This is a genomic window from Streptomyces sp. P5F9, assembly GCF_057961495.1.
Genome location: NZ_JBXVPZ010000096.1, coordinates 1 through 25,709, shown reverse-complemented (window position 1 = coordinate 25,709; position 25,709 = coordinate 1). Strand labels below are relative to the sequence as shown.

Genomic DNA, 25,709 nt, shown 5'->3' with positions numbered 1-25,709 from the left:
GTGCCAGAGGGGCACACGATTCACCGGCTCGCACTGGACTACGGCAGTCACTTCGCCGACCGAGCCGTGCAAGTCACCAGTCCCCAGGGCAAGTTCAGCGACGCCGCAGCACTGTTGACCGGTACGGAACTCACCCGCACGGAAGCCCACGGCAAGCACCTGTTCCTGGGTTTCCGGGACGCCGACTGGATCCACATCCACCTGGGTCTCTTCGGCAAGGTCGGCTTCGGCGGAGCCCCCGCACCCCCGCCCACGGACACCGTCCGCCTACGCCTCGCGAACGACACGTCGTACGTCGATCTCCGCGGCCCCACCACCTGCGCCCTGATCACGGACACCGAGAAGCAGGCGATACACGACCGCCTCGGCCCCGACCCCCTGCGCCCGGCCGAGGACACCGACCCGGACGCGGCGTACAAACGCGTCTCCCGCAGCCGTACGACGATCGCCGCCCTGCTGATGGACCAGAAGGTCATCGCGGGCGTCGGCAACGTCTACCGCGCCGAGGTCCTCTTCCGGCACGGCATCGACCCGTACCGCGCGGGCAAGGACCTCACGCCCGCCGAGTGGGACGCGATCTGGACCGACCTCGTCGAGCTGATGCGCGAGGGCGTCCGCAACAACCGCATCGACACCGTCCGCCCCGAACACACCCCTGAGGCGATGGGCCGCCCGCCGCGCGTCGACGACCACGGCGGCGAGGTCTACGTCTACCGCCGGGCCCACCAGCCCTGCCACATCTGTGGCGGCGAGATCCGCACCGCCGACCTCGCCGCCCGCAACTTGTTCTGGTGCCCCAACTGCCAGAAGCCGTAGCGCTGTTGGGGATGTCCTAGAACCCGTGCGGCAGCCAGGGCGCGACCGTCGACCCGAACGCCAGGGACGCCTCGGCCAGCGCCCCGGCCCGCAGCTCCCGCACCCGACCGGCCCCCGCGAGGGACGCGAGGGACACCCCGCCGAGATACGCGGACCCCAACTCCCGTACGGACAGGGCGAGATCGGCCGGCTCCTCGGTGCGCTTGCAGGACGCGCCCTTCGCGTCGCCGGTGAGCCGCCAACGCCCCTCGTTCCAGGGGCAGAAGGCGTCCGCGACCTCGAACACGACGTCCACGGGCGCCTGGTAGGTGCGCGCCTCCAGAGAGGCGCCGAGGTCCACCAGCCGTACGTGCAGCGAGTCCACCTGCCGGATCGAGCACCGGCGGATGTCGGAGACCAGATGCTGCCAGGCGTCGTCGACGGGACGGCTGCGCAGTGCCACCTTCCGCGTCAGGTCGATGTCGAAGAGGAACCGCCACAGCGCCGCGTACGACGCCGGGTCCAGCGCCTCCAGATCACGCAGCAGGACGGTCCCCTTGGGGCCCTGGACGTCCCACTCGGGCTTGACGAAGTACCGCGTGTAGCCGACGACTTCACCGTCCCTCTCGGCCACCACGCACCGCAGCGGAGAGGACCCCTCCCGCTCGCTCTCCGGGTCCAGCAGCGGCAGGTCCTCCCACCCGGGCCGCCGCGCCGTCATCCCCGGCCGCCCGGCCACCAGCCGCGCGTACACCGCCTCGCACTGGTCCCGTACGGCGGCGGGTTCGGCGAAGCGCAGGCGTACGTCGTCCGTGCCCGGCGGTACCGAGAGCCGCACCCGGTCGGTGTCGATCTCGGCGGTCGTCCGCATCGTCGCGACGCCGTACCCGAACCGGCCGTAGATCGCCGGCTCGGAGGCCGTCAGCACGGCGAACGGCTCGCCCCAGGACCGTATGTCGTCCAGCTGCCGCCGCATCATCGACGTCAGGATGCCCCGCCGCCGGTGCGTCGCGGCCACGCTGACCATCGTGATGCCCGCGGCGGGCACGGAGGCGCCGCCGGGCACGGTGACCCGGAAGCTGAACGCGCCCGCCGTCCCCACGCACGCGTCCCCCTCCCAGACGCCGAGGGAGCGGTCGAACTCGGTGAGCCGCTGCCACAGCTCACGCTCCTCGGGCGACTCCGGGACGCCACCGAAGGCGTCGACAAGGTTGTCGTACCAGGTGTTCCACTCGTCCCGGCGCAGTACCCGCAGCTCGGTCGGCCCGGCCGGTGTGTTTCTCGCAACTGTCCCCATGGACCATGCCTACCAGCGCATTGCGTGACGAGCCAGGGAATTTCCGCTCGGCGCCACCACGACGGCCTCCGGTGAAGTTCACTGTGAAGTTGAACCTCGCAGGGGGGACAAGTGGGACCTCCCGTGCCAAGCGGCTGGTCGGATGGATAGGGTCCCGAACTAATGGCAGCAGGACGAGAGCGGCGCGCGGAGGCCGACACGTTCACGGCCCGGTTGAAGAAGCTGGTTCACCGGGTCCGCACCGGCCTGCGCAGAAGTGCCGTCGACTACTTCCGCGGGGACGGCTCGGACTGGGTCGCGCTGGCCGGGCTGCTGATCACGATCCCGGTGATCGTGGCCATGACCCTCGCCAACGCGGTGTGGTTCTCGGCGGCCGCGCTGGTCCTGCCGATCGTCGCGGGCGGTCTGCTGCTGCGGCCCGCGAGCCTGCTCGGCCTGTACGCGGCGGCGGCCACCGGTCTGATCGTGGAGTCGGTGAGGCTCGGCCCGTACACCGAGGGCCCGGCGCGGGTGACCCCGGGCGTGGTGCTCGTGGTGGCCGCGTGCGGCTTCTTCGGGCTGCTGATCGCGCAGTTCCGCAGCCGGGTGGGCGTGCCCTGGCGGCGCGGCGGCACGATGCTCTTCGACCTGCGCGAGCGGATCCGGGTGCAGAGCAAGCTGCCCCAACTCCCGCAGGGCTGGCACCGGGAGATGGCGCTGCGGCCGGCGGGCGGCCAGTCGTTCTCCGGCGACTTCGTGGTCGCGGCCCGGACGAACGGTGGTCGGACCATGGAAGTGGTCCTCACCGACGTCTCCGGCAAGGGCATGGACGCGGGCTCACGCGCCCTGCTGCTGTCGGGCGCCTTCGGCGGCCTGCTCGGCTCGCTGCCCCCGCACGCGTTCCTGCCCGCCGCCAACGGCTATCTGCTCCGCCAGGACTGGGACGAGGGCTTCGCGACCTCGATCCACCTCGTCCTGGACCTCGACTCCGGCGACTACGAACTCTTCTCCGCCGGCCACCCGCCGGGCCTCCAGCTCAGCGCGGGCAGCGGCCGCTGGGAGGAGAAGGCGGCGGAAGGGCCACTGCTCGGTGTGTACGACGGCGCGCAGTTCGACTCTGTGAAGGGATCGCTGCGGCCCGGGGACGTGTTGATGCTGTTCACAGACGGGTTGGTGGAGACCTCCGACCGGGACATCGTCGAGGGCATCGACCGCCTCACCGGCGAGGCCGACCGCTATGTCGCCGGCGGCTTCCACGGCGCCGCCTGGCACCTCATCGAGGCGGTCGCCAAGGACGTCAACGACGACCGGGCCCTGCTGCTGGTCTGCCGCGAGGGCCCGACGGCCCAGGCGGGCCGCTGACCCGCACCGGCGGCCGAGGTGGTTCCTCCCCTCCCCTGGCCTGGTCTTCTGGTCTTCGGTGAGGAAAGTTTGCCGACTTTGTGATGGTGAAGGCCCCGGGTTGCCCGGACGATTCACGAGTTGATATTGATGAATCCGTATGTGACACGAGCGGCACACGCCGCGTGAGCCTGTACGGGGGGAGCCGACATGAAGTTCGACATGGGTGCGCAGGCGCTGTCGACGCTGATGCGTGACTCGCGCGGATCGAGTCAGGATCTGGGCACGCTGATCCAGCAGTTGGTGCGGGCGGCGGAGCCGTTGGAGGGGAAGTTCAACGGCGGGGGCCGTGCGGCCTTCGATCAGTTCAAGCTGCGGGCGGACGGGATCACGAAGGAGCTGAACTCGTCGTTGGCGGCGATTCTGGGCGGCCAGTCCGGGATGGACAGCGCGTTCAGCACGGGTGACGACGAGCAGCGTGACAACGCCCGGCAGCACATGGGGTCGGCCAATTTCGACGCGGCACGGTTCTCGGGCCGCTGAGAGTTCGCTTCGTTCGCTTCGTTCGCGTTGTTCAGGTCGTTCAGGTCGTTCAGGTTGTTTTCGGGGAGTGGTGTGTGATGGCGGGTGCGGGTTCGGATCGTCGTTCCTACGACACGACGGCGTCGGGGGACGTGCAGGGGAACCTCGCGGGGGTGATCGCCCAGTTGGAGACGGTGATCTCGGCGCGGGACAAGCAGGTGAAGAAGGCGATGTCGGACTTCACGGCCGACGGTGTGGCGGATGAGTACCACGGCAAGGAGCACCGCTGGAACCAGGCCTCGCAGGAGGTCCGGAACATCATTCAGCTGCTGAAGACGACGATGGAGAAGAACGACTCGACGGCGCATTCGACGTTGGCGAAGGCGAAGTCGGCGGTGGACAACATCGGCTGAACCGGGGCTGGTTGGTGGTTCACCGGTGGCCGCTGTGGCTGATGTGGTTCTTGATGGTTGGTGACGGCCGGGTGCCGGGTTCACGGGGGTTGGTATGACGGGCTGGGACCTGCGTCCGCAGGGCATTCAGCATGTGCTGACGACGACGGGCACGACGGCGTCGCATCTGGAGACGTACGCGAAGGACTACGGCGCGCATCTGCAGTCGGCGGCGTCGAGCGCGGGCACGATCTCCGCGGACGGCGGATCGGGTGGCGCGTCGGGCGGTCAGGGCGGCAAGGACGGCGGGAAGGCACAGGGCGGCCTGGTGGCGCTGGCGCTCTCGCAGTACGCCGAGCACGCGATGAAGGACCTGCAGTTCATCGCCGCGCGGGCGGGCAAGTCGATGCAGGGCGCGGTGGATGCGACGACGGCGTACCTGAACGGCGACGACGCGATGGCCGCAGAGGTGCAGCGCAAGGCGTCCATGCCCGGAGTGACGATGCCGGGAGTGAAGTAGGCGTGATCAATCCGGAGGAGATCCCTGAGTTCACCGGTGATCTGGAGCAGCTGGAGAAGGACTACGGCGCTCTGAAGAAGGACGCCGGGAACATCCGCTCCACGGGTGCGGACGTGCACGCGCAGTTCCAGGGGCTGTCGGCGTACTACCACGCCCCTGAGGCGGAGACGTTGTTCGCGTCGACGAAGCCGGTGTCGGATCGCTCGGACACCTTCGCCACTGATCTGGAGACGGTCTCCTCGGCACTGTCGGGGTACGCGACCGAGATCCGTCCGCTGGTGGCGAAGCTGAAGCAGCTGAAGACAGAGGCGACGGAGTTCGTCGCCTCCGTCAAGGGGGACGACGACTGGGAGTACGACGGCGACAAGGTCGACAAGCACAACCGGATCCGGGATGACATCACGGCGGCGGTGGCGGCGTTCTGGGCCGCCGAGCGTACGTGCCACAACGAGATCACGGCGTTGTGGCACGGCACGCAGATGGTCGCCGGCGACGGTTCGGACAGGAAGGACCAGTACGGCTACAACGCGTCGGACCTGAAGGACGCGAAGCTGCCGTGGGGCGACCCGGTGGAGCAGAAGCACCACTGGTACGACGTCGGGCACTGGGTGAAGTCGTTCGTGTGGGACGGCCTGATCGTGGACGGCGTCTGGGGCACCATCAAGGGTCTGGGGACGCTGGTCGGGTTCGGCGGCTGGGACGCGATGGGGCAGGCGTGGAAGGGCCTGGCGCAGCTGGCGACCGGACTCACGCTGTCGATGATGCCGGGTGCCCAGCTCGCTTTCTGGGCGTTGCCGGACAAGGCCCTGCCGTCGTGGTTCCGTGAGTCGCGCAACACGATGAAGCAGACGGGGAAGGCGCTGCTGGCGTGGGACGAGTGGGGCAAGAACCCCGCGCGTGCCGCGGGTGCGGTCACCTTCAACGTCCTCACCACCGTCTTCACCGGTGGAGAGGGCGCGGCCGCGGCCGGGGCCGGCAAGGCGGGCGCGGTGGCCAAGGCGGTCTCCCTGGCCGGGAAGGCCGGCAAGATCATCGACCCGATGACGTACGTCATGAAGGGCGCCGGTGCCGGCCTGTCCAAGGTCGGCGACATCGCCAAGAACCTGAAGGGCGTCGGCAAGATCGACATCCCGACCCTTCCCGACGGCTCGGTACACCTCCCCGACGGCCGCCTCCTGCAACCGAACGGAAACCTCCTCGACCACGCCGGCAACGTCGAGACGACCCCGATCCCGAAGGAAGCGGCCCCCGGCCTCCCGTCCCACTGGACCGTCCCGGCGTCGGAACCGGCGTCCGTGGGTGTCTCGCATGCGGCGGACAATGGGGTGCACGGGGGCCTTCCGCACGCGGCGGACAACGTCCCCGGCGGGGTTCCGCACTCCGTGAGCAACGGCGTGCATGGCGGTGTCCCGCATGTTTCCGGGAACGGAATCCACGGTGGCATTCCGAAGTCCGTGGGTGACGGTGTCCACGGCGGAGTTCCCCACTCTGCGAGCAACGCCGTGCATGGCGGCGCCCCGCATGTTCCCGGGAACGGGATCCACGGAGGTATTCCGAAGTCCGCGGGTGACGGCGTCCACGGCGGGGTTCCGAAGTCCGTCGGTGACGGTGTCCACAGCGGCGTTCCGCACGTTCCGGACAACGGCGTCACCGGAGGCGTCCCGCACGTCCCCGGCAACGGCATTCACGGAGGCATCCCGCACGGCACGGGCGACGCGGTCTCGGCGGGCGAGCACGCCGGTACGACGCCTTCGGCGTGGTACCACGAGACCCCGACGGCCCCGGCGCACGAGGTGCCGCACACCACCCCGCACGACGCTCCGCCGGCCGCCCCGCACACGGGCGGGCACGACACCCCGGGCACCGGGGGGCATCCGGACCACGGTGCCGGTCACGACGGGCATGACGGCACTGGTCACGACGCTGGCCACAACCACGACGCCGAGCACGTCGGCGATCACTCCGGCCTCGGCCACGATGCGGCGGACATCGCCGGGCACGACGGCGCCGATGCGGCTGCGCCGGGTCACTTCGGCGGGGAGGCGTCGGGGCATGGTGCGGCCAAGGAGCCGTTCGAGTACAAGCCGTACATGTCGGAGGACGACTTCGACAACCTGGCCACCGACGCGGAGAAGCATGCGGTCGCCATGGCGGAGCTGGAACGCGGCACGAATCCTGCGCCCAGCCTCAGCGATGAGGCGGGGCAGGCGTACGGCGACACCTACTGGAACGACTACCTGGACAACCTCGACGACGGCCCGCGGAATGCGCTGCACACCTACAGCGACTACCACTACACGCAGATCAACAGCTATCTCAGGGGGCTGACTCCGGATGTGTCTCCCCACATCCGAAACACCATCGACGAGATGGACAATGTCATGGGCACACGGCCTGTGCCCGAGGACGTCATGATCATCCGTGGCACCGGAGTCGACCATCTCGGGCTGAGATCGCCGCTTGAGATGCAGGGCCGCACCTATCCGGACGGTGGGTACACATCCACGGCGCTGGGCGAGACGGTGCCGCCACCCTTCGATCTCAAGCCGGTGTACATGCACTTGAGGGTGCCGAAGGGCACGCCCGCCCTCTGGATCGACCACATCTCTGCAAACCCCGGAGAACGGGAAATGCTGCTCGCGCGCGGTACGGAGTACAAAGTGACGCGCGTTTTCTTGGACGAGACGGACGGCAAGTATCACGTCTATGGGGAAGTTCTGCCTAGGTCGTAGCCTCGTTTCGTTGAGAACCGGGCAGAGGTAAGGGAACGTGGATTTCATGAGCAGTGAACGACCGGTCAACCCGCGTTTCGCCGAGGACATGTGGTTCCAGGAGGCGCCCGGCGGTCCACCGCGGTACCAGGACTGGACCGACAGGCCGGTGCAGTACTTCACGGTGGTCGACAAGCAGGGCGGTGTGGTCCTCGGGTATGTGTGGGCCTGCGACGAGGACGAAGCCGCGGCGTACGAGCCGCGGCAGGCCGCAGGGCCTCGGGCGGTGAACGAGGGTAGCTTCTGGATCCGTCGGCTGCGCAAGGCCAAGGAACGCGGCCTTCGGCCGTCCCAGGCCCTCGCGGAGTTTTTGGCCGACCCGGACCCGGCCGGTAAGGGGCGGCCCTTGCCCGGTTCCCTCACCGACGCCCCGAACCCCGCCGCCGTCGAGGCCCTCGCCCAGGAGACCTGACCCCGCATGCAGCACCACCCCGTCCAGTACGTGGCCGTCGAGACCCCCGACGGCGAAGTCGTCGGATACGTCTGGGCCGACTACGCCGAAGGCACCCTGAACTGGACGCGGCGCGCAGCGACCGGTGCCGATGGGTATCGCCTCGGCGAGACATGGGCGGCCAAGGTGGCGGAGGCCCGTGAGCGAGGCCTCCCCCTGGCCGGCGCGCTGACCGGGCTCGCCCGCGACGCCGGCACCGGACCCCCGGTCGGCGTCCGCGGCCCCGAGGCCGTGGACGAACTCGCCCGCGCCGTCACCGAGGACGACGACCGGCGCCTGCTGGCCCAGCTCGACCACGGCGGCATCGAAGCCTGGCAGGAGCTGGCCGACGCCTACGCCGCCCTCACCGACGACGACCGTGACGTCCGCTGGGGCGGGGGCGAGAAGAACGCGAACGGAGCGACCCAGTGGCCGTATCCGGTCTACAGCAGGCCGCTGTGGCGGGTCGTCAGGGCGCTGTGGGGCATCGGTGCCGTCACCCCGGAGTACCGCTGGAGCGCCGCTCCCCCTCCCGCGGTGCCGCCCCATGGACGGCTGCGTCCCGCGGACGCCGTACGCGCCGCCACCTTCCTCGCGGTCGGTGAGCGCGTCAACGAGGGGTCGGTGGAGGAAGCCGTACGGAGCGGTCTGTTCGACGCCATGGTCGTCGCGCTCCTGGACCGGCACGCCGCACACGCCTTCCAGTGAGCGGGATTCGAGGTTGAGCAGGATTCGAGATCCCGCCGCACCACGTGAGGCGCGTCCAGCACCAAGTGCCTGTTCGAGGTGCCTGTTCGGGACCCTGGGTGTGCAGGTTCTGCGGAGGTTTCGGCGCCGTTCCCGGCAGCCCGGCCTCCCCGGGTACGCCGCCCGCGCGTCCATGTTTTATGTTGCACGGGCGAAGTCACGGGGACAGGGGGGATGCGGTATGCCGTACGACGGGTCGTCCGCTCCGGTCATGACGCTCGCCGAGGTCGAGTCCGTCGCCCGCGCAGCGCACGCCGCCCAGCGGGACAAGGCCGGCCGGCCCTACGCCGAACACCTGGAGGCCGTCGCCGAAGGCGTCCGCGCCCGCGGTGGCGGTTGCGAACTCATCGCCGCCGCCTGGCTGCACGACGCGGTCGAGGACGGTGTGCTGAGCGAGGAGTGGCTGGCGGCGGCCGCGCTCACCCAGCAGACCAAGGACGTCGTACGGGCCCTGAGCAAACGGCCGGGCGAGGAGCCGCGGGCGTACGCGGAGCGGATCCTGGCCACCGAGGGCGCACGGCTCGTCAAGGCGGCCGACCTCGCGCACAACGCCGACCCGCGCCGGCTGGCCGTACTCGACGAGCCCACCGCACGGCGTCTGACGCGGAAGTACGCCGCCATGCGGCAGTACCTCGGCATCACCGCCGAGAACCCCGGAAACCCCGAGAACCCCGAAGCCCTTGACTCGAAGCCCCTGACATGACTCGAAGCCCCTGACATTCGAATCCCCTGACTTCCCTGAAACCTCCACGACCTCCGACGACTGACGACCGCACAGAGACCACAGGCACAGGACCAACTCAATGGCACGGGACTACGACAGCCAACTGCTGGAGTCGGTGGCGGTGCGCCGGCGCCGGATGCGCGACGCGCTGCTCTTCGGCGCGCAGCGCACCCGGCGCTCGGCCGACGAGCGGCTCGGGAAGGTGTTCGCGGGCATCGCCATCGCGGCCGTCCTGTGCGCCGGATGCGTCGGGTGGTCCTTCCTGCAGGCCACCCTGGCCAAGCAGAAGCAGCAACAGCAGCAGGAGCAGCAGCAGTACGGCGGCTCCTCCGCACAGCCGTCCTCGGCATCCTCGGCCACAACTTCGCGATGAATGGGTTCCGGTAAGTGGTGAGTACAGCAACGACGTCCCGGACACAACTGAGCCGGGTCACGCTGGTCGGTGAGCGCCGGCGCGTCGACATCGTCCTGCCGTCGGACACCCCGATCGGGCAACTGCTGCCCGACATCCTGCAGTTGCTCGACGACCGGGCCGCCGCGCGGCCCATGACCCGGCAGCTGATCACCTCCGACGGCTCAGTGCTGCCGCACGAGGCCACGCTGTCGTCGTCCGAGGTGCCCGACGGCGCCGTGCTCCAGCTGGTGCGCGCCCATGCCGCGCCGCCCGCACCCGTCGTGCACGACGTCACCGACCAGGTCGCCGACGACCTCGACCTGCGCGCCTGGCGCTGGCGGCCCGCCGCACGCCGGGCCAGTTCCGGGGTGGCCACCGTCGTGTTCGCCGTGGCCGCGGCCCTGCTGGCCCGGCGCGAGTTCGCGCTCGAATCCGTCACGACCGCGCTCGCGGCCGTCACGGTCGTGTTCCTGGTCGCCGGCGCGCTCGTCTCGAAGATCGGCGACGGCAACCGCGGGCTCGCCACGGCGCTGCTGCTCGCCTCCGGGGGGCTCGGACTACTCGCCGCCTGGACCGCCGCCGACGCCTACGGCTGGTCCGGCCCGGCCCGGCTGGCCGGTGTCGTCGCGGCGCTGGTGCTCACGCTCGTGCTGCTCGCCTACTTCTCCCCGCTCGGCCGCGGCGCGCTCCTCGGGGCCGGCGCCACCGCCTTCATCACCCTGGTGTGGGAGGCCGTCGCCGCCGTGCAGGACCGGCCGGACCGGCTCGGCGCGGTGATGGCCGTGTTCTCCGTCGTGCTGCTCGGCATGCTGCCGCGGCTGGCGCTGATGGCCTCGGGACTGACAGGACTCGACGACCGGCGCTCCGCGGGCGCGTCGGTCAGCCGCCACCAGGTCGCCAACGCGCTCGCCGCGACACACCGCGGGCTCGCGCTGATCACCGTCGCCACCGTCGTCTCGGCCGCCGGCGGCGGCTGGCTGCTGACCGCGGCCGGGCGGCCGACCGTGTGGACGGTGGCCCTCACCTCGCTCACCGCGGTGGTGCTGCTGTCCCAGGCCCGGGCCTTCCCGCTCGTCGCCGAGGTCGTGGCGCTGTTCTGCGGCGCCGCGCTGCTCGTCGTACGGCTCGCGGTGGAGTGGGTGGACCACGCGGGCGGCGCCGGGGCGCTGGTGCTGCTGTGCGTCGCCGGAGTGCTGCCGCTGCTGGTCCTCGCGGTCCAGCCGCCGGAGCACGTGCAGGTGCGGCTGCGGCGGATCGGCGACCTGATCGAGTCCCTCGGCGTGATCGGGCTCTTCCCGCTCGCCGTCGGGGTGTTCGGCATCTATGGGCAACTGCTCAACAAGTTCTGAGGCCAGGGCAGGAGTGAAGGGCGACATGCCGAACGGGGACAACTGGCAGAGCGACGTGCTGCGCGATCTGAGAGGCGGTACGCCTCAGCATCAGCAGCCTGTGCCGCAGCAACAGCAGCCACTGCACCAACAGCACCAACAGCGCCAACAGCGCCAGGCGCCCGGCGCCCCGGAACGGCCGGGCACTCCCGCGCCGGGTCCCGCACCGGCGTACGGCTACCCACAGCAGCAGGCGCACACCGACCCGCCTCCTCACCACCACCAACAGGCCCACGCCTACCAGCAGCAGCCTGCCGTCCAGCAGCAGCCCCGGGCAGCGCGGCGCGTCACCCCCGACTCCCGGCCCGTGCTCGACAAGCGGCTCGCCGCCGCCGCGGTCAAGCCGCGTCGCGGTGAGGCGCTCGGTGCCCGTGCCCTGCGCGCCGTACGCCGTACCGTCTCCTCCTCGGCGGCCCGCGAGGTCGCCGACAGCGCGGCGACCGCCGAGGTGCTGCAGCAGGCGGTCACCACCGGGCGGCAGATCGCGGTCACGTCCATCCGCGGCGGCTCCGGCAAGACGACGGTCGCCGCGCTGCTGGGCGCCACCTACGCCCACTACCGCCAGGACCCGGTGCTTCTCGTCGAGGCCGATCCGGCGCTCGGCTCGCTGCCGCTGCGGCTCGGCGCGGAGAGCCTGCGCTGGACCACCGGTGACCTCGCCGGACTGGTGGAACCGCAGATGTCGCTGCTCGACGTCACCGGCTACCTGGTCCAACTCCCCGGCAACGCCTGGCTGTTGCCCGGCAGCCAGGGCCAGGTCGGCGCCATGCTCGACACCGCGGGCTACGAGCGGGTCATGGTGTCGCTGCGCCGTTTCTTCGGGGTGACCGTCGTCGACTGCGAGACCCTGCCCGCCGAGGTCGCCCGTACCGCACTGTCCGCCGCGCAGGCCAGGGTGCTCACCGTGCCCGCGACGCTGGAGGGCATCGCCAGCACCCGCGCCGTCCTGGAGTGGATGCGCAACCTGCCCCCGCACGTGCTGGCCTCCACCGTCGTCGTCCTCACCGAGGTCGCACCGCACCCCGGCGTCGACCTCGGCAGGGCGACCCAGGAGCTGACCGAAGCCGGAGTCACCGTGACGGTCCTGCCCTACGACCGCCATCTCGCCTCCGGCGGCACCATCCGTACGGATCTCCTCGCCCGGGCCACCCGGCAGGCCGCCGCCCGGCTGGCCGCCGGCGTCTTCCAGCTCTCCCAGAAGCAGCGCTGACCGCCCGACAGGAAGGCACCGAGGAATCCAACCCGAGGACCAGGCAACGTAGATGAGCACCCGACTGATCCACCGTCCCGCGCGCACCACCCGCCCGCCGGCCGCCCCCGAGCCGCGCACCATAGAGGCGCCGCCCAACCTGCCCGAGGGCAAGGCCGGTTCCGTGCTGCACTCGCTGCTGCCCGTCGCCGGGGTCATGTCGTCCGTCGTGATGATGACCATCGTGCGCAACAGCCAGTTCGCCGGGCTGGGCGCGATCATCCTCGTCGTCACCCTGGCCGGCTCCCTCGCCATGGCTTTCTCCCAGCGGGGCAAGGCCCAGCGCGTCCGCCGCACCCAGCGCGAGGCCTACCTGGCCTACCTGGAGGACCTGCGCGAACAGCTGGCGAAGGAGGAACGCGAACGGCGCGAGCGCGCCCAGGTGCTCAACCCGCCGCCGGACGCGCTGTACGACATCGTGCGCGACCCCGCCCGCCTGTGGGAGCGGCGACGGACGGACGGGGACTTCCTGCGGGTGCGCGTCGGCACCGGTCAGATGCCGGTGCGCGATCTGCGGGTCGCCCAGCAGGGCTCCTCCGCGCTCACCCCGCCCGACCGGTTCATGCTCAACGAGGCCTCCGCGCTGACCTCCCGCTTCAGCACCGGCACCGAACTGCCGCTCACCGTCCCGCTCGACCGCGTCGGCAACATCAGCGTCATCGGCCCGCGCGAGGACACCCTCCGCGTCGCCCGCGCGCTGCTCGTCCAGGCCGCCGCCACCCATGCGCCCGACGACGTGGCCCTGGCCGTCGCGGCCCCCGGCGACCGGCTGGCCGACTGGGAGTGGGCCAAGTGGCTGCCGCACCTGCTGGACGCCGAGCAGTTCGACGGCCCGGTCGCCGCCCGCCGTATCGCCCCCTCGCTGCCCCAGCTCGCCCGGCAGATCGGCGGTGAGCTGCGCCGCCGCGCCTCCTACGCGGCCGAGGTGCGCCGCGGCATGTCCGGCCGGGACGCGCTCGGCATGACCTCCCGGCTCCTCGTCGTCGCCGACGCGCACGGGGACGACGCCGTCGACCTGCCTCGCCCCGACGACGCGGTCGGCCTGCGGGACATGGGCGTCACCGTGCTGCACCTGCTCGACGAGCGGGTACGGGAGCCCGGCAGCGTCGGCGTGCGCATCACCGTCGACGGCGCCCGGATCGTCATCGAGGACCTGCGTGAGGCCGAGCCGATCAGCGCCCACGGCACGGTCGACGAGGTCGGCACCGCCCTCGCCGAGGGCCTGGCCCGGATGCTCGCCCCGCTGCGGCTGTCCGCGGAGTCCCTGGTCGGTGCCCCGCTGACCGGTCCGGTCGACTTCGCGGAGCTGCTCGGCATCGACGACGTCGCCGACCTCGACCTGGACCGGCTGTGGGCGCCACGCGCCGAACGCGCCTTCCTGCGCGTCCCGATCGGCGTCGGCGACAGCCACGAACCCGTGCTCCTCGACCTGAAGGAGTCCTCCGAGCTGGGCATGGGCCCGCACGGCCTCTGCGTCGGTGCCACCGGTTCCGGCAAGTCGGAGCTGCTGCGCACCCTCGTCCTCGCGCTGCTCGCCACCCATCCGCCGGAGGACCTCGCGCTGGTCCTCGTCGACTACAAGGGCGGAGCCACCTTCGCCCCCTTCGCGGACGTCCCGCACGTGGCGGGTGTGATCACCAACCTGGAGAACCAGGCCGGCCTCGTCGAACGCGTCCACGCCTCGCTCGCCGGCGAGGTCAAGCGGCGCCAGCAGGTCCTCAAGGAGGCGGGCAACGTCGCCGACATCGGCCACTACGCCGCCCTGCGGGCCGAGAAGCGCCCCGACCTCGAACCGCTGCCCCACCTGTTCGTCGTGATCGACGAGTTCGGCGAACTCCTCACCGCCAAGCCGGACTTCATCGACCTGTTCCTGTCCATCGGCCGCATCGGCCGCTCCATCGGCGTCCACCTGCTGCTGTCCAGCCAGCGCATCGAGGGCGGCAAGCTCAAGGGCCTGGACACCTATCTGTCGTACCGGCTCGGCCTGCGTACCTTCTCCGCCGACGAGTCCCGCACGGTCCTCGACACCACGGACGCCTTCCACCTGCCCCCGCTGCCGGGCTTCGGCTACCTCAAGGTCGACACCAGCCACTACGAGCGGTTCAAGGCGGGCTACGTCTCCGGTGCCTACCGCGGCCCCGTCCGGCGCGACACCGAGGACACCGGGCCGCTCGCGCTGGAGTATCCGGCGTACAACACCCTGGGCCAGGGCGAGAGTTCGGGGCCGGAGGAGCCGCAGATGCGGCGCCGGGAGACCGGGCTGACCGAGATGGGCGTCATGGTCCGGCAGATAGAGAACGCCGACACTCAAGCCGTACGCCAGATCTGGCTGCCCCCGCTGCCCGGCGCCGTCGCCCTCGACCAGGTCGCCGGACCCGTCGAGGTGGGCGCGCGCGGCATGCAGCTGTCCCGCCCGTCGCCCGACCACCACCCCTCATCGAGCGCTTCGCGCGCCTATCCCGATGGCCGGGGCCCGCTCCAGGTGCCGCTGGGCATCCTGGACGATCCGGCCCGGCAGTGGCAGGGCCAGTGGTATCTGGACCTCACGGTGGCGGGCGGACACGCGGCGGTCATCGGCGGTCCCCAGTCCGGCAAGACCACCCTGCTGCGCACCCTGGCCCTGTCCCTGGCGCTCACCCACACCCCGCAGGAGGTCGGCGTCTACGGCCTCGACCTGGTCGGCGGCGGTCTGCAGGCGCTGTCCGGCCTGCCGCACGTGGGCGGGGTGGCCGGCCGGGCCGACCGGGAGCGGTGCGCCCGCACCGTCGACTCCGTGCGCGGCATGCTGGACCAGCGGGAGGAGCTGTTCCGCCGCCACGGCATCGACTCCCTGGAGCAGCTGCGCACCCTGCGCGCCGCGGGCCGCGTCCCCGAGCTGGCCTCCACGGAGATCGTGCTGCTCGTCGACGGCTTCGGCGCCCTGCGCGACGACTTCGAGGAACTCGACGAAGGGGTCGGCGACATCCTCAAGCGCGGCAGCGGATACGGCATCCACGTGGTCGCCGGCATGCTGCGCTGGAACGACGTGCGCATCGCCGCTCAGTCCCAGTTCGGCACGCGGGTGGAGCTCCGGCTGAACGACGCCGGCGAGTCCAGCATCGAGCGCAAGCTCGCGCAGACCCTCTCGCCCGACGAGAAGGGACGCGTCCTCACCGACACCAAGCTCTTCGCCCAGGTCGCCCTGCCCCGCACGGACGGCGTCGCCGACACGGCCGACCTCGGCACGGTCCTGGAGCGCACGGCCCGTACGATCCGCGCGACCTGGTCGGGCGAGACCGCCCAGCCGGTCAGGGTGCTGCCGCAGGTCCTGGAGCCGCACCTGCTGCCCGGCCCGGCGGCCGAACCGCGCCGGGTCCCGATCGGCCTCGACCAGACCCAGTTGGCGCCCGTCCTGCTCGACCTGTTCGAGCACGACCAGCACCTGCTGATCATGGGCGACAGCGAGTGCGGCAAGACCAACCTGCTCAGGGCCGTCGCACAGGGCCTGATCGAGCGCTACAGCGAGGACGAACTGGTCTTCGCCGTCATGGACCCACGCCGTGGACTGCGCGGCGCCGTCCCGGAGGAGTACCGGGGCGGCTACGCCTACAACGCCAAGCTGTGCGCGGGCCTCTCCGCGGGCATCGCCACCGAACTGGAGAAGCGGCTGCCCGACGAGAGCGCGGACGGCGCCGACCTGGAACCCGGCAGCTGGGGGTCGGGCCCGCGGATCGTGATCCTCGTCGACGACTACGACGTCCTCACCACCGCCGGCCAGCAGCCGCTCGCCCCCTTCCTGCCGTACATCCCCTCGGCCCAGGACATCGGCCTCCACTTCGTCCTCACCCGCCGGGTCGCGGGCGCCTCCCGGGGCCTGTACGAGCCGCTGCTGCAGAGCCTGCGCGAGTCCGGCGCCTCGGCGCTGGTGATGGCGGGCGACCGCGGCGAGGGCCAGCTCTTCCCCGGTGTGTACGCCGGCCGGCAGCCGTCCGGTCGCGGCGTCCTGGTCCGCAGGGGCGAGCCGAACCGGCTGATCCAGACCGTCCACGCGGGAAACAGGCAGGACCGGGTGGGAACAGGCAACGGGACGAGGTACCCATGACGAAGGATGTCGTCGCTCTCACCAGGACGATGCCCGACCCGCTGAGCGTGCTCGCGGGGCTGCTGGCCGGCGGCCCGGACCTGCTGGCGGGCGTCGAGGGAGCCGGCGCGGTGGTGCAGCTCTGCGACGAGCGTGGCCGTCCCCTCGTCTCCGTCGAGGCACCCCTGCTGGTGCGGGTCAGGGGAGAGGCGCAGCGGCTGCTCGGGGCGACCGAGCCCGAGGTGCCGTACTGGTGGACCGAGGCCCGTGCCACCACCGGCGTCAAGGAGGCCGAGGAACTCGCCGGTGCCTTCGCGGCCCGCGTCGCCACCCTGGTCGGCGGCACCGCCTGGCCGCCGCAGGCGGCGCGGTCGCTGGCGGTGGTCGACACCGACGGGGTGCGCGCGGTGCCGGCCCCGGCCGCGGCGCAACCGGCCGTGGACGTGCTCACCGACAAGGTCGCCGTGGTGATCCAGGACCGCCCGGTGGTCGCGATGACCGCCTGGCTCTCGGACGCCTTCAAGGCTGTAGCCAACGCCGGACTGGGCCTTCAGATCGTCACCCCCGCCGGCACGCGCCTGTCCCCGGCGGTCCGCGGCAACCTGCCGGGCTGGCCCTCGCGCTGGGTGGTGCAGGACGAGAAGGACGGCTACTACGACGGACTGTCCGGAGCCGTACTGCGCTGGGACAACGGCCTGTTCGTGACGGCCGGGTCCCCGGACGCGACGCCACAGGACCCCCGTACCCCCGTGGCCGAGTCGTTCACCCCCGAGGTCGCCGACGACGGCGAACGCCAGCTGGCCGTGTCCTTCCGGGCCGTCCATCCGGCGGACGAGCGGCTCGTGCTCGGCGGCGCCCTGGAAGCCGTATGGCGTGAGCTCACCGGTGAGCCGCCGGCCGGCTGGGGCACCGAGGAGCCCGCCAACCTGCCTTGGTCACTGCGCCAGTTGACGGACCTGGCGTACGAGCGGGCGCCCGAGCCGACCTGGCTGGTGGTCGTCGGCAGTCCGGAGCGCCCGGGCCTCGCGACGGTTCGGATCAGCCGTACCGAAGGCGGTGTGGAGGAGGACGTCACCCTGGCGTTCGGCTACGGCCCGGGCGAGACGGTGCCGACGGACGCCGACGTGGCCCGGGCGGCGGAGGTCCTCGCCACCCGGCACGATCTGCAGTCGATGCTGGTCCAGGTCCGCCGGGCCCGCCGCGACCTGTCCGTACCGCCGCGCTTCGAGGGGCCCGGCGTCCCGTACGCCTTCGTCCTCGGTGCCGAGGAGGTGCGCGAGTTGCCCGGCGACCGGGCCAGGCGCACCCCACTGCCGCGGCCGCCGCGCGAGTTGGGCCCGAAGAGGCGTCCGGCGTTGTACTACCCCTTCCCGGGCGACCCCTCGGACCTCACGGGCTGGACGGACTTCGAGCGGCTGATGAGGCACCTCAAGGGCGCCTGAGACACCGCGGGTACTCAGCCCACCAGTGCTGGTGCTCAGCCCACCAGTGCTCTCTGCCGCTCACGGGCGACTTCGGCCGCGTCACGCTTGAACGCCCACTCCATCCGGGGCTCGACCACGAAGCGGAACACCCGGCGTACGGGCGGGGTGCACAGCAGGGTGACGCCGGTGACCGCGAGGCCGGTCACCAGGGCGACGCCGTACGGCCGGTGCAGCCAGGCGTGGTCGTACAGGCCCGCGTAACCGGCGCCCTTGATCAGGAAGCCGTGCAGCAGATAGCCGTACAGCGTGCCCGCGCCGAGCGCCGTGAACCAGGTCGTCCGGCTCGGCACCCAGGAGTAGAAGGCGGCGGTCAGCAGCAGCGAGCAGCCGAACATCGCGAGCATCATCACCGGCCCGACCCACCAGGGCGCGGCGAACTCCTGCGCGGAGTCGTGGTGGTAGAACCAGCTCGCGTTCATCCGCGGCACCGCCCAGTAGCCGAACACCAGCGCGCTCACGAACACCGGCACCGCCAACTTCCGCGCCTCGCGCCGCCGCACCAGCTGGAAGTGCTCGGGCTTGAGGACCAGACCGAGCACGAAGTACGGCAGGAACTGCGCCGTCCGCTGCAGATCGAAGTCGTCGGTCATGGCCGGGGTGCAGGAGGCGAGCATGGCGATGCCGAGGGCGATCGGCAGCGGGTGGCGGACCAGTTTCCAGATCGGGGTGGTGAGCCGCCAGATGAGCAACGAGCAGAGGAACCAGGTGAGATAGAGCGGGTCGAGCAGGGTGATCTGCTGGTGCGGGTCGTCGTTGGCGTAGCGGCTGAAGAGCGAGTACGCGATCTCGAAGACGATGTACGGCAGCGCGACACCGGTGAGGAGCCGCTTCAGCCGGGCGGGGCTCATGTCGAAACTGCGGGAGAAATAGCCGGAGATGACGATGAACGCCGGCATGTGGAAGCTGTACACGACCATGTACAGGCCCTGGAGCACTCTGCTGTCGCCCTTCAGGGGCTCCCAGGAGTGCCCGATGGCGACCAACAGGATCGCCAGGTACTTCGCGTTGTCGAAGAACGCGTCGCGCGATGTGGGTTGTTCGTTCTTTTCGCTCTGTTTGCTCTGTTCGTTCTGGCCCGGAGGCGTGTCAACGTGGAACATCTGAGGCACCCTAGCGTTGCCTGTGGGAATCGGTGAAACCATCGGACGCGCGTCCGAAATCTGTTCACGATGTCACGATTCATCCCGATCAAAAGGAGCAAAAGGGCACACAGAGAAGGCCTGTTCATGTGCGCATGCCAATAATGCGAACGGCCTGCGAACACATTTCTGCCGAACCTTTGCGACCAACGATGCGTCACCCGCCGCATAGGTGGGCCGCGTTGGTGGCACGATGGTTCTGGCGGGGTGCGCGGGTTGCGTCCCCGGGCCGGGAGAGCGGACCGACCGAGGGTGTGATCAGTTGTGGCCATTTCACTGTCTGTGGTGCTGCTGTTGGCGATCATCCTGGTGGTGTTGATCCGAGGGGGATCGATCAAGGCCGGCCCAGCCATAGTCGCGATCCTCTTCGGCTTCTTCCTCGCCTCGACCGGGATGGCTCCGTCCATCAACCGGTTCATAAACTCGCTGGCGGAGACGATCAACTCGATCAGCTTCTGAGCCGTGACCGGGGAGCTGGGACCCCGGGAACGGCTCAGGGCCAGGTCGAGGAGTGATCCTCCGGCCTGGCCCTGAGTCATGTGGAGCGGGCGACGGGAATCGAACCCGCGTAGCTAGTTTGGAAGACTAGTGCTCTACCATTGAGCTACGCCCGCACACGACGCGCCGCAGGTCAGACGACCGCGGCACAGAAGGCATCGTAGCGGGTCGGGTGCCCTCCGCGCACACCGCATTCCCCATGCCCTCTCCGGCACCCCGGCGCTCGTGAAATGCGGCGGCCCGACCGCCTGCGGGCATGTACCCTACGTGTCGCACCAGACGGGGTGTGGCGCAGCTTGGTAGCGCGTCCGCTTTGGGAGCGGAAGGCCGTGGGTTCAAATCCCGCCACCCCGACCACTTGCCGGACCTTCGGGTCCGGTATCACACCAGTACCTCGCGGGATCGCCTTTTGGGGGGTCTCGTCGCTGCGGCTACTATGCAAGCTGCGCGCCCGTGTGTCTCTCACACTCTGAAGTCCTCCGGGCGACCAGAAACCGCCGGACCTGTCTGGGTCCGCAACCCAAGAAGTCAGCCCCCAAGGAGACCGAACCGTGAAGAGCGCCGTGGAGACCCTGAACCCGACCCGGGTTCGGCTCAGCATCGAGGTGCCCTTCGAGGAGCTCAAGGACAGCCTCGACGCGGCGTACAAGAAGATCAACCAGCAGGTCACGGTGAAGGGCTTCCGGAAGGGCAAGATCCCGGCTCGCGTCATCGACCAGCGGTTCGGCCGCGGTGCGGTCCTGGAGGAGGCGGTCAACGACGCGCTTCCGAAGTTCTACACCGAGGCGGTCAACGAGGCGGAGCTCAACCCGCTCGGCCAGCCCGAGGTCGACATCACGGAGCTGAAGGACGGCGAGACGCTGAACTTCACCGCCGAGGTCGACATCCGCCCGACCATCGAGATCCCGGACTACTCGGGCATCGAGGTCGAGGTCGACGCCGTAGAGGTCAGCGAAGCGGACATCGACGAGTCGGTCGAGCAGCTCCGCGAGCGCTTCGCGGCGACCTCCCCGGTCGAGCGCGCCGCCGTCGACGGTGACGTCGTCACCCTCGACCTGGAGGCCAAGGTCGACGGCGAGGTCCTGGAGGACGGTGTCGCCGAGGGCGTCTCCTACACCATCGGTTCCGGCGAGTTGCTCGAAGGCATCGACGAGGCCGTGACCGGCCTGGAGGCCGGTGGCGAGGCCACCTTCGCCTCCGAGCTCAAGGGCGGCTCCGCGGCCGGCCAGGAGGCCCAGGTCACCGTCAAGGTCACCCAGGTCGCCGCCCGCGAACTGCCCGCGCTGGACGACGAGTTCGCACAGCTCGCCTCCGAGTTCGACACGCTGGAGGAGCTGCGCGCGGACAGCCGCAAGCGCCTTGAGAACATGAAGCAGTACGACCAGGCCACGCAGGCCCAGGAGCGCGTCCTGGAGAAGCTGCTGGAGCTCGTCGAGGTGCCCGTCCCCGAGAAGCTCCTTGAGGACGAGATCAACACCCGCAAGCACAACCTGGAGCACCACCAGCTCGGCCAGATGGGCCTCGACCTCGACAAGTACCTGGAGATCCAGGGCAAGACGGCCGAGGAGTTCGACACCGAGACCAAGGAAGCCGCGGTCAAGGGCATCAAGACGCAGTTCGTCCTCGACGAGCTCGTCAACAAGGAGAAGCTGAACGTCAACCAGGAGGAGCTCACCGAGCACCTCATGCGCCGCGCGGCCTCCTCCGGCATGTCCCCCGACCAGTTCGCCCAGGCCGTCGTCGAAGGCGGCCAGGTGCCCCTCCTCGTCGGCGAGGTGGCCCGCGGCAAGGCCCTGGCCGTCGTCGTAGAGGCCGCCACGGTCAAGGACACCAACGGCGAGATCGTCGACCTGGAGGACGAGGACGAGGTCGAGACGGCCACCGAGACGGCCGAGGCCGCCGAGGAGCCGACCGAGGCGTAAGCAGTGAACGAGGGGCCCCGGGGTTGCGACAAGCCCCCGGGGCCCCTTTTGCCTACCTTCGCGGGGTGCGCCCCAAAGGGGCGCGGGGAACTGCGCGACAAGCCCCCACAGACCCGCAGCCCCGATACAAGCGCAACCACCCCACCCCAGGGGATTCCGCTCAGGCCAGCGCAGCGCATGCGCTGACAGCGAACAGTTCCCTTTGCGGGATTCTCCGAAGGGACCCGCGCGTTAGGGTCCATGAATACGAGGGCAGGGGAGTCCCCGTTGCCCCCGGCAGTACACGTGAGACGGCCCGGCGCCGTCGTAAAGACGAGCAGGTGGATACGTGACGAATCTGATGCCTACAGCCGCCGGCGAGCCCTCTATCGGTGGCCTCGGCGACCAGGTCTACAACCGGCTGCTCGGTGAGCGGATCATCTTCCTCGGTCAGGCGGTCGACGACGACATCGCCAACAAGATCACCGCGCAGCTCCTCCTCCTTGCCGCTGACCCCGACAAGGACATCTACCTCTACATCAACAGCCCCGGCGGCTCGATCACGGCCGGCATGGCGATCTACGACACCATGCAGTTCATCAAGAACGACGTGGTGACCATCGCCATGGGCCTCGCCGCCTCCATGGGCCAGTTCCTTCTCAGCGCGGGTACCCCGGGCAAGCGCTTCGCGCTGCCGAACGCCGAGATCCTGATCCACCAGCCCTCCGCCGGCCTGGCCGGTTCGGCCTCCGACATCAAGATCCACGCGGAGCGGCTGCTGCACACCAAGAAGCGCATGGCCGAGCTCACGTCCCAGCACACGGGCCAGAGCATCGAGCAGATCACCCGCGACTCGGACCGCGACCGCTGGTTCGACGCGCTGGAGGCCAAGGAGTACGGCCTCATCGACGACGTGATTCCCACGGCCGCCGGTATGCCGGGCGGCGGCGGCACCGGGGCCTGAGGCCCCAGGACAGCCCCCAGCCGACCGCCACAGCCCCCAGGAGAGAGACAGTGAACAACTTCCCCGGCAACGGCCTGTACGAGCACGCACGCGCCGAATACACGGCCCCCGCCGCCGAATCCCGCTACGTCATCCCGCGCTTCGTCGAGCGCACCTCGCAGGGCGTCCGTGAGTACGACCCGTACGCGAAGCTCTTCGAGGAGCGCGTGATCTTCCTCGGTGTCCAGATCGACGACGCGTCGGCCAACGACGTCATGGCGCAGCTGCTGTGCCTGGAGTCGATGGACCCCGACCGTGACATCTCGATCTACATCAACAGCCCCGGTGGCTCCTTCACCGCCCTGACTGCGATCTACGACACGATGCAGTTCGTGAAGCCGGACGTCCAGACCGTCTGCATGGGCCAGGCCGCGTCCGCCGCCGCCGTCCTGCTGGCGGCCGGTACGCCGGGCAAGCGCATGGCGCTGCCGAACGCGCGCGTGCTGATCCACCAGCCGTACAGCGAGACGGGCCGGGGCCAGGTCTCCGACCTGGAGATCGCGGCCAACGAGATCCTCCGCATGCGTGCCCAGCTGGAGGACATGCTGGCCAAGCACTCGACCACCCCGCTGGACAAGATCCGCGAGGACATCGAGCGCGACAAGATCCTCACGGCCGAGGACGCCCTGGCGTACGGCCTGATCGACCAGATCATCTCCACCCGGAAGATGAACAACGCCGACGTCCGCTGACCCGGACCTGTATCGTCCACCACCCCTCGGCACGGTCCACGTGGAAGTGAACCGTGCCAAGGGGGGCCCGAACGGGGGGCCCGGCAAGGTACCGTCGGACATAAGGCAGCACCAGGAGTCGCTGGACGTAGGCGTCTCCCAGGCGAAGGGGAAGCACACCGTGGCACGCATCGGTGACGGCGGCGATCTGCTCAAGTGCTCGTTCTGCGGCAAGAGCCAGAAGCAGGTCAAGAAGCTCATCGCAGGGCCCGGTGTGTACATCTGCGACGAGTGCATCGACCTCTGCAACGAGATCATCGAGGAAGAACTCGCGGAGACGAGCGAGGTCCGCTGGGAGGAACTCCCCAAGCCCCGGGAGATCTACGAGTTCCTTGAGGGGTACGTCGTCGGCCAGGAGTCGGCGAAGAAGGCCCTCTCGGTCGCGGTGTACAACCACTACAAGCGCGTCCAGGCCGGTGAGAACGGCGGCGGCCAAAGCCGCGAGGACGCCATCGAGTTGGCGAAGTCCAACATCCTCCTGCTCGGCCCCACGGGCTCGGGCAAGACCCTCCTCGCCCAGACCCTGGCCCGCATGCTGAACGTGCCGTTCGCGATCGCCGACGCGACCGCGCTCACGGAGGCGGGCTATGTGGGCGAGGACGTCGAGAACATCCTGCTGAAGCTCATCCAGGCCGCTGACTACGACGTCAAGAAGGCCGAGACGGGCATCATCTACATCGACGAGATCGACAAGGTCGCCCGCAAGAGCGAGAACCCGTCGATCACGCGTGATGTGAGCGGCGAGGGCGTCCAGCAGGCCCTGTTGAAGATCCTGGAGGGCACCACGGCCTCGGTCCCGCCGCAGGGCGGCCGTAAACACCCCCACCAGGAGTTCATCCAGATCGACACGACGAACGTCCTGTTCATCGTGGGAGGTGCCTTCTCGGGCCTGGAGAAGCTCATCGAGTCCAGGGCCGGCGCGAAGGGCATCGGCTTCGGCGCGACGATCCGCTCGAAGCGGGAGCTACAGGCCAAGGACCAGTTCGAGGACGTCATGCCCGAGGACCTGGTGAAGTTCGGCATGATCCCCGAGTTCATCGGCCGCCTGCCCGTCATCACCTCGGTCCACAACCTGGACCGCGAGGCCCTGCTCCAGATCCTCATCGAGCCGCGCAACGCACTCGTCAAGCAGTACGAGCGCCTCTTCGAACTCGACGGCGTGGAGCTGGACTTCGAGCGCGAGGCCCTCGAAGCCATCGCCGACCAGGCCATCCTCCGCCAGACCGGCGCCCGCGGCCTGCGCGCCATCATGGAGGAAGTCCTCCAGGGCGTCATGTACGAGGTCCCGTCCCGCAAGGACGTGGCCCGCGTGGTCATCACGGCGGACGTCGTCCTGTCGAACGTCAACCCGACCCTGATCCCGCGCGACGCGCGGGGCCGCGGCCCGGGCGAGCAGAAGACGGCATAGCCGACAGTCTCCGTACGACACGAAGGGCGCCCGGTCGGTCAACCGACCGGGCGCCCTTCGCAGTTGAGGCCTCCGGGGTCAGATCTTCACCCGAACTTCCTTGCGGAGCTTGGTGGTCATGTCGACGGCGGTGTCCTTCGACACGTCGGCCGTGTTGTCACCGGGAGAGACCATCGCGATCGTGCTGTAGTCGGCCCAGGCGCAGAACCAGTCGGTCTGCTGCTTCTTGGTGAGCTGGTTGGTCCCCTTGGCGGCCTGGCACTTCATGACCGCGCCGTCGACGTCGACCGACTCGGGCTCCCCGACCAGTTCGCTGCCGCCCGTCGAGCTGCTGCTGGAGGAGTCGCTCTGCTTGACGTCCTTCTGGATGTCCGCGAAGAACGCGTCCAGGGCCTTCTCCGGATCGGCGATCTTGCCGTAGGCGCCGACGAGTTGGACACCCTTGGCCGTGAGGAGCTCGGTCTGGCCGGGTGCGGTGGAGGGGTCGCTCGGGTTGTAGCCGCTCAGGTCGGCCGTCGTGTAGGCGCCGAAGACGGCGGTGCCGTTCTTGACGCCGCTCTTCTCCAGGTCCTTCACGGTCGACGAGCCGTTGTCGCTGGTGTCGCCGTCCTTGGTGGCCCGGTTGTAGTCGGCGAGCACCTTGGCCGGTGTCGTCAGCTTGTGCGGACCGTCGTCCGCGAGACCTGACGACCCGGTGTAGCCGAGCACGAAGTACACGCCCACGCCGATGGCGGCCACGACCGCGACCGCGCCGATGATGAGCCCGGTCTTCTTCCTGCCCCCGGGCGCCGGCGGCTGCGGAACACCGTACGGGGGCTGCCCGTAAGGAGGTTGGCCGTACGGCGCCTGCTGCCCGTACGGCGGCTGCGGCTGGCCGTAGGGGCCCTGCGGCGGGACGCCCTGCGGGGGCTGCGCCGGGTAGCCGTAGCCGGGCTG

The 25,709-nt window shown here is 70.1% G+C and carries 22 protein-coding genes and 2 tRNA genes; 20 read left to right on the top strand and 4 right to left on the bottom strand.

The window, feature by feature from the left end; all coding sequences use genetic code 11:
- Window positions 1-816, top strand: an 816-nt coding sequence (locus AC31A1_RS18105; protein WP_489654285.1) for an Fpg/Nei family DNA glycosylase, incomplete at its 5' end; no start/stop codon positions are given.
- Window positions 817-832: 16 nt separating this feature from the next.
- Here the strand turns inward: AC31A1_RS18105 and AC31A1_RS18100 are convergent.
- Window positions 833-2,092 (bottom strand): GNAT family N-acetyltransferase, encoded by a 1,260-nt coding sequence (locus AC31A1_RS18100; RefSeq protein WP_489654284.1) that lies wholly within the window; start codon window positions 2,090-2,092, stop codon window positions 833-835.
- Window positions 2,093-2,254: 162 nt separating this feature from the next.
- Here AC31A1_RS18100 and AC31A1_RS18095 point away from each other — a divergent pair, with 162 nt between their 5' ends.
- The 13 genes from AC31A1_RS18095 (at window position 2,255) to AC31A1_RS18035 (ending at window position 18,051) form a co-directional block, all read left to right on the top strand.
- Entirely contained in the window at window positions 2,255-3,433 is a 1,179-nt protein-coding gene (locus AC31A1_RS18095; protein WP_489654283.1) for a SpoIIE family protein phosphatase, read from the top strand.
- A 189-nt stretch (window positions 3,434-3,622) separates the two neighbouring features.
- Window positions 3,623-3,955 (top strand): hypothetical protein, encoded by a 333-nt coding sequence (locus AC31A1_RS18090; protein ID WP_393755581.1) that lies wholly within the window; start codon window positions 3,623-3,625, stop codon window positions 3,953-3,955.
- Between the two features lie 77 nt (window positions 3,956-4,032).
- Window positions 4,033-4,347, top strand: coding sequence for a pore-forming ESAT-6 family protein (locus tag AC31A1_RS18085; protein ID WP_393755579.1), 315 nt, complete (start codon window positions 4,033-4,035; stop codon window positions 4,345-4,347).
- Between the two features lie 94 nt (window positions 4,348-4,441).
- On the top strand, window positions 4,442-4,846 hold the full coding sequence (locus AC31A1_RS18080; RefSeq protein ID WP_393755577.1) for a DUF6507 family protein: 405 nt from the start codon (window positions 4,442-4,444) through the stop codon (window positions 4,844-4,846).
- 2 nt (window positions 4,847-4,848) lie between these two features.
- Window positions 4,849-7,578, top strand: a complete 2,730-nt coding sequence (locus tag AC31A1_RS18075; protein WP_489654282.1) for an ADP-ribosyltransferase — start codon at window positions 4,849-4,851, stop codon at window positions 7,576-7,578.
- Window positions 7,579-7,624: 46 nt separating this feature from the next.
- On the top strand, window positions 7,625-8,029 hold the full coding sequence (locus AC31A1_RS18070) for a hypothetical protein (protein ID WP_489654281.1): 405 nt from the start codon (window positions 7,625-7,627) through the stop codon (window positions 8,027-8,029).
- A 6-nt stretch (window positions 8,030-8,035) separates the two neighbouring features.
- A complete protein-coding gene (locus AC31A1_RS18065) occupies window positions 8,036-8,755 on the top strand; it encodes a DUF6508 domain-containing protein (protein WP_489654280.1) in 720 nt (239 codons plus the stop codon).
- Between the two features lie 220 nt (window positions 8,756-8,975).
- Window positions 8,976-9,497, top strand: coding sequence for an HD domain-containing protein (locus tag AC31A1_RS18060; protein ID WP_489654279.1), 522 nt, complete (start codon window positions 8,976-8,978; stop codon window positions 9,495-9,497).
- A 100-nt stretch (window positions 9,498-9,597) separates the two neighbouring features.
- Entirely contained in the window at window positions 9,598-9,891 is a 294-nt protein-coding gene (locus AC31A1_RS18055) for a hypothetical protein (RefSeq protein WP_489654278.1), read from the top strand.
- A 14-nt stretch (window positions 9,892-9,905) separates the two neighbouring features.
- Complete coding sequence (gene eccD / locus AC31A1_RS18050; RefSeq protein WP_489654277.1) at window positions 9,906-11,261, top strand: type VII secretion integral membrane protein EccD; 1,356 nt, start codon at window positions 9,906-9,908, stop codon at window positions 11,259-11,261.
- A 25-nt stretch (window positions 11,262-11,286) separates the two neighbouring features.
- On the top strand, window positions 11,287-12,510 hold the full coding sequence (locus AC31A1_RS18045; protein WP_489654276.1) for a CpaE/TadZ family protein: 1,224 nt from the start codon (window positions 11,287-11,289) through the stop codon (window positions 12,508-12,510).
- Between the two features lie 52 nt (window positions 12,511-12,562).
- On the top strand, window positions 12,563-16,630 hold the full coding sequence (gene eccCa / locus AC31A1_RS18040; protein ID WP_489654275.1) for a type VII secretion protein EccCa: 4,068 nt from the start codon (window positions 12,563-12,565) through the stop codon (window positions 16,628-16,630).
- Window positions 16,627-18,051, top strand: coding sequence for a DUF6177 family protein (locus AC31A1_RS18035; protein ID WP_489654274.1), 1,425 nt, complete (start codon window positions 16,627-16,629; stop codon window positions 18,049-18,051). Before eccCa ends, AC31A1_RS18035 begins: the two co-directional genes overlap by 4 nt.
- Window positions 18,052-18,086: 35 nt before the next feature.
- Here AC31A1_RS18035 and AC31A1_RS18030 read toward each other — a convergent pair whose 3' ends face one another.
- Window positions 18,087-19,193 carry an acyltransferase family protein gene (locus AC31A1_RS18030; protein WP_489654273.1) on the bottom strand — a complete coding sequence of 369 codons (1,107 nt, stop codon included), beginning with the start codon at window positions 19,191-19,193 and terminating at the stop codon, window positions 18,087-18,089.
- Between the two features lie 303 nt (window positions 19,194-19,496).
- Between AC31A1_RS18030 and AC31A1_RS18025 the strand changes: the two genes are divergently transcribed.
- Window positions 19,497-19,691 (top strand): hypothetical protein, encoded by a 195-nt coding sequence (locus AC31A1_RS18025; RefSeq protein WP_026151384.1) that lies wholly within the window; start codon window positions 19,497-19,499, stop codon window positions 19,689-19,691.
- An 81-nt stretch (window positions 19,692-19,772) separates the two neighbouring features.
- On the opposite strand, the gene AC31A1_RS18020 is transcribed toward AC31A1_RS18025, so the two are convergent.
- Window positions 19,773-19,846 (bottom strand) — tRNA-Gly (locus AC31A1_RS18020).
- Between the two features lie 164 nt (window positions 19,847-20,010).
- Between AC31A1_RS18020 and AC31A1_RS18015 the strand changes: the two genes are divergently transcribed.
- The 5 genes from AC31A1_RS18015 to clpX all read left to right on the top strand — a co-directional run bounded on the left by AC31A1_RS18015 (window position 20,011) and on the right by clpX (window position 24,773).
- Window positions 20,011-20,087 (top strand) — tRNA-Pro (locus tag AC31A1_RS18015).
- 194 nt (window positions 20,088-20,281) lie between these two features.
- A complete protein-coding gene (gene tig / locus AC31A1_RS18010) occupies window positions 20,282-21,652 on the top strand; it encodes a trigger factor (protein ID WP_489654272.1) in 1,371 nt (456 codons plus the stop codon).
- Window positions 21,653-21,992: 340 nt separating this feature from the next.
- The gene (locus tag AC31A1_RS18005; RefSeq protein ID WP_033285987.1) at window positions 21,993-22,595 is read left to right on the top strand and encodes an ATP-dependent Clp protease proteolytic subunit; all 603 of its coding nucleotides are present in this window, start codon (window positions 21,993-21,995) and stop codon (window positions 22,593-22,595) included.
- A 50-nt stretch (window positions 22,596-22,645) separates the two neighbouring features.
- Entirely contained in the window at window positions 22,646-23,326 is a 681-nt protein-coding gene (locus AC31A1_RS18000) for an ATP-dependent Clp protease proteolytic subunit (RefSeq protein WP_489654271.1), read from the top strand.
- A gap of 160 nt (window positions 23,327-23,486) precedes the next feature.
- Entirely contained in the window at window positions 23,487-24,773 is a 1,287-nt protein-coding gene (clpX, locus tag AC31A1_RS17995; protein WP_033285988.1) for an ATP-dependent Clp protease ATP-binding subunit ClpX, read from the top strand.
- 78 nt (window positions 24,774-24,851) lie between these two features.
- On the opposite strand, the gene AC31A1_RS17990 is transcribed toward clpX, so the two are convergent.
- Window positions 24,852-25,709, bottom strand: an 858-nt coding sequence (locus AC31A1_RS17990; RefSeq protein WP_489654270.1) for a hypothetical protein, incomplete at its 5' end; no start/stop codon positions are given.

Excerpts from the sequence above, each read along its gene's own strand:
- AC31A1_RS18030 (WP_489654273.1), bottom strand. The coding sequence starts at position 19,193 with ATGTTCCACGTTGACACGCCTCCGGGCCAGAACGAACAGAGCAAACAG.
- AC31A1_RS18100 (WP_489654284.1), bottom strand. The coding sequence starts at position 2,092 with ATGGGGACAGTTGCGAGAAACACACCGGCCGGGCCGACCGAGCTGCGG.
- eccCa (WP_489654275.1), top strand. The coding sequence starts at position 12,563 with ATGAGCACCCGACTGATCCACCGTCCCGCGCGCACCACCCGCCCGCCG.
- AC31A1_RS18070 (WP_489654281.1), top strand. The coding sequence starts at position 7,625 with ATGAGCAGTGAACGACCGGTCAACCCGCGTTTCGCCGAGGACATGTGG.
- AC31A1_RS18060 (WP_489654279.1), top strand. The coding sequence starts at position 8,976 with ATGCCGTACGACGGGTCGTCCGCTCCGGTCATGACGCTCGCCGAGGTC.
- AC31A1_RS18080 (WP_393755577.1), top strand. The coding sequence starts at position 4,442 with ATGACGGGCTGGGACCTGCGTCCGCAGGGCATTCAGCATGTGCTGACG.
- AC31A1_RS18005 (WP_033285987.1), top strand. The coding sequence starts at position 21,993 with ATGCCTACAGCCGCCGGCGAGCCCTCTATCGGTGGCCTCGGCGACCAG.
- AC31A1_RS18065 (WP_489654280.1), top strand. The coding sequence starts at position 8,036 with ATGCAGCACCACCCCGTCCAGTACGTGGCCGTCGAGACCCCCGACGGC.
- AC31A1_RS18055 (WP_489654278.1), top strand. The coding sequence starts at position 9,598 with ATGGCACGGGACTACGACAGCCAACTGCTGGAGTCGGTGGCGGTGCGC.
- AC31A1_RS18045 (WP_489654276.1), top strand. The coding sequence starts at position 11,287 with ATGCCGAACGGGGACAACTGGCAGAGCGACGTGCTGCGCGATCTGAGA.
- AC31A1_RS18085 (WP_393755579.1), top strand. The coding sequence starts at position 4,033 with ATGGCGGGTGCGGGTTCGGATCGTCGTTCCTACGACACGACGGCGTCG.
- AC31A1_RS18095 (WP_489654283.1), top strand. The coding sequence starts at position 2,255 with ATGGCAGCAGGACGAGAGCGGCGCGCGGAGGCCGACACGTTCACGGCC.
- AC31A1_RS18090 (WP_393755581.1), top strand. The coding sequence starts at position 3,623 with ATGAAGTTCGACATGGGTGCGCAGGCGCTGTCGACGCTGATGCGTGAC.
- AC31A1_RS18035 (WP_489654274.1), top strand. The coding sequence starts at position 16,627 with ATGACGAAGGATGTCGTCGCTCTCACCAGGACGATGCCCGACCCGCTG.